Source organism: Spirobacillus cienkowskii, assembly GCF_037081835.1.
GTDB classification, from domain to species: domain Bacteria; phylum Bdellovibrionota_B; class Oligoflexia; order Silvanigrellales; family Silvanigrellaceae; genus Silvanigrella; species Silvanigrella cienkowskii.
Genome location: NZ_CP146516.1, coordinates 2798709 through 2806830, shown reverse-complemented (window position 1 = coordinate 2806830; position 8122 = coordinate 2798709). Strand labels below are relative to the sequence as shown.

Below are 8122 nucleotides of genomic sequence, written 5' to 3'. Positions count from 1 at the left end.
GTGGCAATAATTGTAAGTTTGACTGATCAATCACTTGAGCGTTGTGCAAAAGCCTTGAAAGAAGGAAATTTGGTTGCCTTCCCAACAGAAACTGTTTACGGCCTAGGCGGCAATGCTTTAGATAAAAACGCTCTTGAAAAAATTTTTCTTGCAAAGGGTCGGCCAAAGTCAGATCCTCTTATTGTTCATGTAAGCTCTTTGTCTCAGGTTGAAAGTTTAACAGATATGACCTCATTTCAAAGACAATGTTTTGACATAATTGGAAGCGAATATTGGCCTGGACCATTAACTCTTATTTTAAAAGCTTCGCATTTAGTACCTAGTCTCGTTACAGCAGGAAAAGATTCGGTCGCGATTCGAATTCCTTCGGGAAAGACTGCGCAAAAACTGCTAAAGTTAGTAAATATACCCATTGCGGCTCCAAGTGCTAATTCGTTTGGTCATGTTAGTCCAACTCATGCTCAGCATGTTGCTGCTGATCTTGGTCATATTCAAGATCTAATTGTTCTTGATGATGGTTTAATGTGTGATATCGGAATTGAATCAACTATTTTAAAAATTACTGAAGACAATGAAATTTTACTTTTAAGACCAGGAGCAATTAGTTCTTTACAAATTACGAAGACACTAAAAGCAAAAGGGATAAATGTTGAAGTAAAAGTTATTAAAAAAGTTTATGATAATAAAATGGATAATCATTTAATGGATTCACCTGGGCAATTGCTCACCCATTATTCTCCTTTGATTGAGTCATTTATTTTATTAGATAGCGATGAAGAGAAATTAAAATATGAAGAATTTTTAAGTCATTATTTATCAAAATCTGTTTTGATTGATTTTTATGCAAAAAATAAAAATTTAAAAACGCAGAGTTTAAAATATTTTGATTTATCAGTGTCAGGCAGTTTTTTAGAAGCGAGTAGAAACTTGTTTAATTATTTAAGACAAGCTGAAAGCACAGAAAATGCGCAATTTATTTTGCTGCCAAATTTAAATCAAACAAACATAGAAAACATTGATGCTATTTTTGATAGAATATATAGGGCTGCATCTGGAAAGTACGTAAAAATTATTTAATTCGATTGCATTAATTGATTTATTTTTCTTTTTATTTGAATAAAATTGCCTCTAAATTCATCATCTTTTTCTAATAATTCTTTTACCTTTGACATTGCGTGTAAAACTGTGGTGTGGTCTTTTTTTCCAAATGCATTTGCGATAGCTACAATTTGAAGACCAATAATTTCTTTAGAAAGATACATGGCAATGTGGCGAGCAATAACAAACTTTTGTTGACGACTTTGTCCCATCAAATCAGACATTTTTATTTGAAAATGATTAGATACAACTTTTTGAATTGCGGTTGTATCAATTGTTGACTCAAGATTTACGATTGGAAAACGTCGTTTTAATATTGTTGTTACAGATTCAAGAGTAGGACTTCTTCCTGTCATATGTTGGTTCATAAGTAGATCTTTTAGCAAGCCTTGAATTTCTCTAACATTTGTTTTTGCATGTGTTGCAATAAGAAACGAAATTTCTTGGTTTATTTTTAAACCTATTAAATTTGCTTTTGTTTCAATAATTGCAACACGATCTTCAAAACCTGGTGGCTCAATATCTACAAGCAAACCTTGAAGAAACCTGCTTTTTAGACGTTCTTCTATATTTGGAATATCTTTAGGAAATTTGTCACTAGTAATGACAATTTGTTTCCTTTTTTGATATAGCTCATTAAATGTGTGGAAAAACTCAATTTGACATGCATCCTTTTTTTCAAGAAATTGAATATCATCAACCAATAAAACGTCACAAGCACTGTATTTAGAACGTACTTCATCCATTTTTCCGACACGAATTCCTCGATGAATCACATCGTTTACAAAATCTTCACTCGTTATATATAAAATTTTAGCGTCAGGAATTTTATGCATAATTTCATTGCCAACCGAATGCAGCAAGTGTGTTTTTCCAAGCCCTGTTGCTCCATATATAAAAAGTGGGTTTGACAAGTTACCAGGATTTTTAGCAACAGCTTCGCACGCAGAATAAGCAACGAGGTTACTTTCACATCGAATAAATGTACTAAAATTTTGAGAGGCATCTAACGTTCTAGGTTTTTCTGAGGTTGTTAAATTTGCAGCATTTTCAGTAGTATTGTCTTGGTTTTTAACAACATCATTGTTTATTTTTGTTTTAATTCTTTTCTTTTTTTCTAAAAAAACATCTTTATTTTCTGGAAAAAGAGTGAGCTGATTATCCATTTTAGAGTTTTCATTTACCAATTCATTCGAGTCATCACTTAAGTCTTTTGATGTTTCAATTTTAAAGGTGTAGTTATTGCCCCAACACTCTTTTGCTATTTTTTCGATTTCGTCTTTTTTAGCTAAAATAATTTGATCTCTGTAAAATGGTTCAGAACAATATGAAGTAATTGTATTCCCTTCCACTTTAACAGGCGTCACAAGTTTAGTTATTTTAGTGGCGGTATGCTTTGAAAGCCCTAATTCTATTAACCGAGCCCGAAGCTTTTCTGAAAAAATAATATTGGATTCTTTGCCTAACATAGAATAAACCCCATTTTAGATTTCAGAGTCATGTAGACTCGAACCCTACTGGTATACTATGCGATTGTTGCTAGGCAAGGAGCTAAGGTCAAGTCGTTGCTCTTAAAAATTGGGTAAATCAAATGAAACAAGATCTTACAACTTTACTTATTTTAATAAGCCAAATTATATCGACTGGTTTTCTAATACTTTTTATCTGGCTTTTGGATGAGTTTGAAGTTGGCAAGGCCTTTTATAGAGATTTTTGGATAGATTCTATAGTCTTGAAACTGTTATTCTCTTTATCGATTTTGTTCTTGGCTGGTTTTATGATTTTAAAAACATTGAAGCGACTGAAATCTGATAAAAAGGATAATGATATTGAGTAATTATGAGTTGGGCCTAATAACAACCTGTTTAGCAGCTGTCTTAATTAGCTCTGGAGTTTTTTTTAGGGTTTACAGCACTTTAAAAAAAACAAGCATAGTTATAAAAATAATAGCGATTTTTTTTAAAATTTCTGGTTTTATCATTTTGGCTTACTGGGTTTATGTATCTCAGAGAGACGAACTGATTACATACATTGGAGTTTTTGTGGCTACTTATTTTGTGAGCTTTTTGCTCTATCTACTTGCCAGAAAGGCCTCAGTAAGGTAATTGGCTTTTGTTTGCTTTGATATTTTATGAAGGGATTCTTCAATAGTATTATGAAACGTAAAATTATTCATATGTTTGCTTTTTTATTGCTTGGGCGGTTTTCTGTTGCTCATGCTGATTCCTCGGGAGTGCAAGTAGTGAATTGGTACCATGAAATATTAGAAAAAGTTATTCTATTTTTTAATCCAAATATGTCACTTGCCATTGCAAACGTAAAAGCTGAGCAATGGTCGCCGGTTTTTGCATCAGCATTTGCGGTCTTGTTGTTGGCAGCAATAGCGAGTTTGTCTGGTTTTGCTAAAATGAAGCCAGAAAAAATGTCGGATGAAGAAATTCTACCACCTAAAAAATTTGGGTTTGTAGCTTTTATTGAGCTGTGTTGGTCTGTGGTGTCTTCAACCCTGGAATCAACAATAGGTGAAAAAAATTGGATGCGGTTTGCTGGAGTTCTAGGTGGTACTTTTTTTGTACTGATCGTTTGTAATTTATCAGGTGTTTTACCTGGATTTTCTCCTGCAACTTCTAGCATGTCTTTTACTTTTGCCGCTGCAATCGCAATTTTTATTTATTTTAACTACTATGGTTTAAAAGAATCTGGGTTTGATTACATAAAACATTTGGCAGGCCCTGTTTTATGGATGGCTCCTTTAATGTTTGTGATTGAGTTTATCAGTTTGTTATCTAGACCTGTTTCATTATCTTTACGTATTTTTGGAAATATATCAGGAGATCACTTTGTATTTTCAATATTTTCAGGATTAATGAAAGATTTGTATATTCCATTTATTCCCATTCCTGCAATATTTTTAGGTTTTGGAACTTTTGTTGCTTGTTTACAGGCTTTTATCTTTATGACTTTAAGTGCTGTTTATATAAAACTAGCGCTAGAGTCTAAAGAAAGTCATTAAAAAATTTTTTAAAGACTTTTTTAAAATGACTTAACTTTTATTCCATTTATGTTAGGAAATTTAAAAATGTCTTTATCCTTTAAGTTTAAATTTAAAGGATGGGCTTTTTAAAAAAGCTCTGCTACACGAGAACTGGTATTCTGCGTGAGCACAAAATAAGAATGGAAACGAGTTTTTTGTTGTATTTTAATACTAGGAGTTTTTATTATGAAAAATAAATTAGCAAAGCTTTCTGCAGCATCTGCTGCTGTTTTAATGAGTTTACCTGCAGTTGCTGCAGATGCTGCTGCCACAGCTGCAACTGACGGAATGTCAATTGGTACGGGTTTAAAACTAATTGGTGCTGGTTTGGCAATTGGTTTGGCTGTTATTGGTGCCGGTCAAGGTCAAGGTCATGCTGCTAAAGGTGCTCTAGAAAGTATTGGACGGAATCCTCAAGCATATAACAAAATTTTTACGCCATTCCTTCTTGCGATGGCTCTTATTGAATTTCAAGCTATTCTTGGCTTAATTATTGCTTTCTTAATTTTAGGTAAATAAAGAGTAAGCAAAAATTAAATGCTATTTACGATAAGCTTATGATTATTTGTCATAAGTTTTTTTTCTGGCATTCTTGACTTTTAAGCTTACCTTGGATAGTTAGACTTCTGCATTAGTGGAGGGTTAGCTCAGTTGGTAGAGCAAGAGACTCTTAATCTCTTGGTTCAGGGTTCGAGTCCCTGACCCTTCACCATTTTCAATGGGTTTTAATGCACTATGTCTCATTATGTTGGACGTTTTGCCCCCTCTCCTACCGGTGAGCTTCATTTCGGTTCTTTAGTTACAGCAGTAGCCAGTTATCTTAGAGCACGAGCCCAAAGAGGTCGATGGCTGTTACGTATAGAAGACCTTGATAAATTTCGTTGCAAATCCAAATACACTATGTCAATTATAAAAACTTTAGAGGCTCATGGTTTGAATTGGGATGGCGATGTTGTTTTTCAATCAAATAGAAATGAAATTTATAGAGACTATCTTAAGAAGTTAAATAATAAAAATTTATTATACAATTGCTATTGTTCACGTAAGACTTTATTGAAATATAAAAAAAATCTAAATACTCATGAAGTTATATATGAAGGTTTTTGCCGTCATCATCCTATAAAAGAGAGTCTGAAGAATTTTTCAATTAGAATAAAAATTGATAAAGATGAGAAAATTTGTTTTTATGATTTGATTCAAGGTGAATTAAATCAAAATATTTATGAAGAAGTAGGTGATTTTGTTGTGTGGAGACGAGAAAATTTACCGTCTTATCAATTGGCTGTTGTTATTGATGACGAACTTCAAGGTGTGACTGAAGTTGTGAGAGGGAGTGATTTGTTGCTTCAAACACCTAGGCAAATATTATTACAGAGATTTTTTAGTTTTGATAAAGTACAATATTTGCATATCCCTATAGCAGTTAACAAACTATCCCAAAAACTTTCTAAACAAACAAAAGCAAAGCCTATAGACAATAATATACCAAAAGAAAATTTAATTCATGCTTTGGAGTTTTTAGGATATCAAAAATCACTTTTTCAAGATTTATCTAATTTAGATTTGATTTTGCAAACTGCAATTAGACATTTTAAAATTGAAAATATAACAAAATGCTTAACTGTTATTGTGTGATTCATTAAATTTATTTTTTAGAAGTAAAAATATTAAATGTTAAAAAAATTCCAAAAAATATTGGAAACATTAAAATAAAACAAAATATTAATAAGTTTTGACTTGAATATTTATCAATAAATCCTGTAACAAATAATCCTGATAATGGATTGCTTAAAGAGTATAAGAAAATCATTATTCCAATTGATTGTGCAAAAATATGTTTAGGTATTAACTTAGCTCTTTCAGTACGCATAAAAATTACAAAAAAAGGAATTGTTGCTTGGTAGAGGATAAATCCAATACTAAATAAAAATATGTTTTTTGAAAATGATAAAACTCCATAGAAAAATATCAGCATAAATGATGAAATTAAACCAACTTTTACTTGTGATATAGAGTTAAAAATATTTTTATTAATAGAAATTAGCATGCTAAAAATTGAAAAAATTGCAGATAATGCAATAGTTAAGCTGTAATAATTTGTGTTTTTATTAAAAATATGTGGAGATAGAATTAATGACACAGAACCGACAAAATTTAAAATAAATATTGAGATGGTTAAATATATTATTTGTTTTTTTGATATAATAACTCGAATAGTTTCAAAAAAATCCTTAAATATCATAATTTTTTTATTAATTTTTTTTATATTTAAAGAACTAGGAAATTTATTAAAAAGTGTTATTAATCCATTAATTATAAATATAATTGCAAAAAATATAAGAAAAATATTGAGTAAATTAAAATATAATAAAATTGAAGCTAGCGATGGGCCGATAATTGCAGGTGATTGTACTATAATTTGCATTATAGATTGTTTTTGCATAGAAGAATAATTTGTTAAAATTTTAGGTAAGAAGTGTTCTGTTTTAACAAAAGAAATTGCGCTAATAAATCCAAATAAAAATATAAAAATATAAATAAGATTATTATTTATAAATAAATAAATTAATAAACATAATATTCCTCTTAACATATCACATAAAAAAAACAATTTATTAGATAATATTTTTGTTATAAAAAAACCAGAAATAGGTAAGCCAATTAATAGGGAAACCTGAATTAAAGAATAAGTTAATGCAATTATTTTTGGATCTTTATTGTAATTAGAGTATAATAAGAGTGGTATAGAAAAAAATAAAGTTTGTTCGCATAGTGAGGAAAAAAATCTTAAGAAAATAAATAAATATTTTGTTTTTTTAATATTCATAATTTTTTTTACATTTTGGATACTATTGTATTTAAAATATTTATTAAATTTCAAACTAGTATTAGTTAATTAAATCAAAAAATGGTACAAATTAAAAAAATATCAAAAGTTTTGAGCTTTTTTACATGAGAACTTAGCTCTGTTGTTAAGAAAAATTTTACGTCATAACTTTGCAAGTACTTGCATGTCATAATCAAATACCTTGTTATCATAAAATAAAAGAGATTTATATGCGCTGTTAAAATTTTTAAAAAACTCTAAAACCTTACTTTCTTTATCAAAATCAGGTTCGATAACGCATCCTATAACTAGCCTGACATTAAATATTCTAGTCAAAACATATACAGGATCGATGCCTTCGCTCACATAATTATACGCTAAACCTTTAAATCCCTCTAAATGGTCTTCCAATTTTTCAGGTTCCATAAAATTCATTTCAATTTCAAACTCATCAAGCTTAATAAGCATTCCTGTTGCATTATCATTTTCGTTTTTGGATGAGTAGGATTTAATCTGTGGTATGGTATCTAATACCTTGCTTCCAACCAAAGAGGGATCCATTATGTATAACGTTGCATATTTCATTTTTTAATTCCTCTAAAAACAGACTGCGAGTTAAAAATAATAATAAAGTCATTTGAAAAACAAATAGCTTTATATATTTTAATTTTATCCATTTATTTTAATTATTCTATGATATAATTTTTATAAAATAATAAAACTATAAATTTGCAGTATTATTAAATAAGCGACGTTATATTATTTATAAGTACTTAATAGAATTTGAGGATAACTAAGATTAGATTTTTTACCAATTCAAAAAATATGGCGGAGAGAGAGGGATTCGAACCCCCGGTAGACTCGCGCCTACAACGGTTTTCAAGACCGCCGCCTTAAGCCACTCGGCCATCTCTCCTAATTACACATATTTAATAATAAATTACTTTTTTGAAACAGATTTTCTAGAAGCCTTAACAGCAGTCATTTTAGATTTTTCTCTTGCTTTTTTAGCTGCTTGCGCTTTTTTTCTTTTCATTTTAAAAGTACGGCGATTGTCTTTTTTACCCATTTTTAAATACCTCATTTAACTTAGAAGGCATAACCCTCTCTAACATAAGAAGCTGACCTGTACCATGAGTGAATATAACACGCAAGTAGAATTC

At 30.1% G+C, this 8122-nt stretch carries 9 protein-coding genes and 2 tRNA genes; 6 read left to right on the top strand and 5 right to left on the bottom strand.

What is annotated here, in order from left to right; translation table 11 throughout:
• On the top strand, positions 1–1077 hold the full coding sequence (locus tag Spiro2_RS12700; protein ID WP_338636239.1) for an L-threonylcarbamoyladenylate synthase: 1077 nt from the start codon (positions 1–3) through the stop codon (positions 1075–1077).
• Here Spiro2_RS12700 and dnaA read toward each other — a convergent pair.
• Entirely contained in the window at positions 1074–2567 is a 1494-nt protein-coding gene (gene dnaA / locus Spiro2_RS12695; RefSeq protein ID WP_338636237.1) for a chromosomal replication initiator protein DnaA, read from the bottom strand. The genes Spiro2_RS12700 and dnaA overlap by 4 nt on opposite strands.
• 122 nt (positions 2568–2689) lie before the next feature.
• Between dnaA and Spiro2_RS12690 the strand changes: the two genes are divergently transcribed.
• The 5 genes from Spiro2_RS12690 to gluQRS all read left to right on the top strand — a co-directional run bounded on the left by Spiro2_RS12690 (position 2690) and on the right by gluQRS (position 5767).
• A complete protein-coding gene (locus Spiro2_RS12690; protein ID WP_338636235.1) occupies positions 2690–2935 on the top strand; it encodes a hypothetical protein in 246 nt (81 codons plus the stop codon).
• A 318-nt stretch (positions 2936–3253) separates the two neighbouring features.
• Positions 3254–4111, top strand: a complete 858-nt coding sequence (gene atpB, locus Spiro2_RS12685) for a F0F1 ATP synthase subunit A (RefSeq protein ID WP_338636234.1) — start codon at positions 3254–3256, stop codon at positions 4109–4111.
• A 207-nt stretch (positions 4112–4318) separates the two neighbouring features.
• Positions 4319–4651, top strand: a complete 333-nt coding sequence (locus tag Spiro2_RS12680; RefSeq protein ID WP_338636233.1) for an ATP synthase F0 subunit C — start codon at positions 4319–4321, stop codon at positions 4649–4651.
• A 117-nt stretch (positions 4652–4768) separates the two neighbouring features.
• Positions 4769–4844 (top strand) — tRNA-Lys (locus tag Spiro2_RS12675).
• Between the two features lie 23 nt (positions 4845–4867).
• A complete protein-coding gene (gluQRS, locus tag Spiro2_RS12670) occupies positions 4868–5767 on the top strand; it encodes a tRNA glutamyl-Q(34) synthetase GluQRS (RefSeq protein ID WP_338636232.1) in 900 nt (299 codons plus the stop codon).
• A 10-nt stretch (positions 5768–5777) separates the two neighbouring features.
• Here the strand turns inward: gluQRS and Spiro2_RS12665 are convergent, their stop codons facing one another.
• From Spiro2_RS12665 to Spiro2_RS12650, 4 genes are all read right to left on the bottom strand, one after another.
• Positions 5778–6959 carry an MFS transporter gene (locus Spiro2_RS12665; protein ID WP_338636231.1) on the bottom strand — a complete coding sequence of 394 codons (1182 nt, stop codon included), beginning with the start codon at positions 6957–6959 and terminating at the stop codon, positions 5778–5780.
• A 162-nt stretch (positions 6960–7121) separates the two neighbouring features.
• Complete coding sequence (locus Spiro2_RS12660; protein ID WP_338636230.1) at positions 7122–7544, bottom strand: hypothetical protein; 423 nt, start codon at positions 7542–7544, stop codon at positions 7122–7124.
• A 241-nt stretch (positions 7545–7785) separates the two neighbouring features.
• Positions 7786–7875 (bottom strand) — tRNA-Ser (locus tag Spiro2_RS12655).
• Between the two features lie 24 nt (positions 7876–7899).
• On the bottom strand, positions 7900–8028 hold the full coding sequence (locus Spiro2_RS12650) for a hypothetical protein (RefSeq protein WP_338636229.1): 129 nt from the start codon (positions 8026–8028) through the stop codon (positions 7900–7902).
• Positions 8029–8122 lie beyond the last annotated feature (94 nt).

What these genes read in the sequence shown, in the direction of transcription:
- dnaA (WP_338636237.1), bottom strand. Translation starts at nt 2,567, where the DNA reads ATGTTAGGCAAAGAATCCAATATTATTTTTTCAGAAAAGCTTCGGGCT.
- Spiro2_RS12690 (WP_338636235.1), top strand. Translation starts at nt 2,690, where the DNA reads ATGAAACAAGATCTTACAACTTTACTTATTTTAATAAGCCAAATTATA.
- atpB (WP_338636234.1), top strand. Translation starts at nt 3,254, where the DNA reads ATGAAACGTAAAATTATTCATATGTTTGCTTTTTTATTGCTTGGGCGG.
- Spiro2_RS12680 (WP_338636233.1), top strand. Translation starts at nt 4,319, where the DNA reads ATGAAAAATAAATTAGCAAAGCTTTCTGCAGCATCTGCTGCTGTTTTA.
- gluQRS (WP_338636232.1), top strand. Translation starts at nt 4,868, where the DNA reads ATGTCTCATTATGTTGGACGTTTTGCCCCCTCTCCTACCGGTGAGCTT.
- Spiro2_RS12665 (WP_338636231.1), bottom strand. Translation starts at nt 6,959, where the DNA reads ATGAATATTAAAAAAACAAAATATTTATTTATTTTCTTAAGATTTTTT.
- Spiro2_RS12660 (WP_338636230.1), bottom strand. Translation starts at nt 7,544, where the DNA reads ATGAAATATGCAACGTTATACATAATGGATCCCTCTTTGGTTGGAAGC.
- Spiro2_RS12650 (WP_338636229.1), bottom strand. Translation starts at nt 8,028, where the DNA reads ATGGGTAAAAAAGACAATCGCCGTACTTTTAAAATGAAAAGAAAAAAA.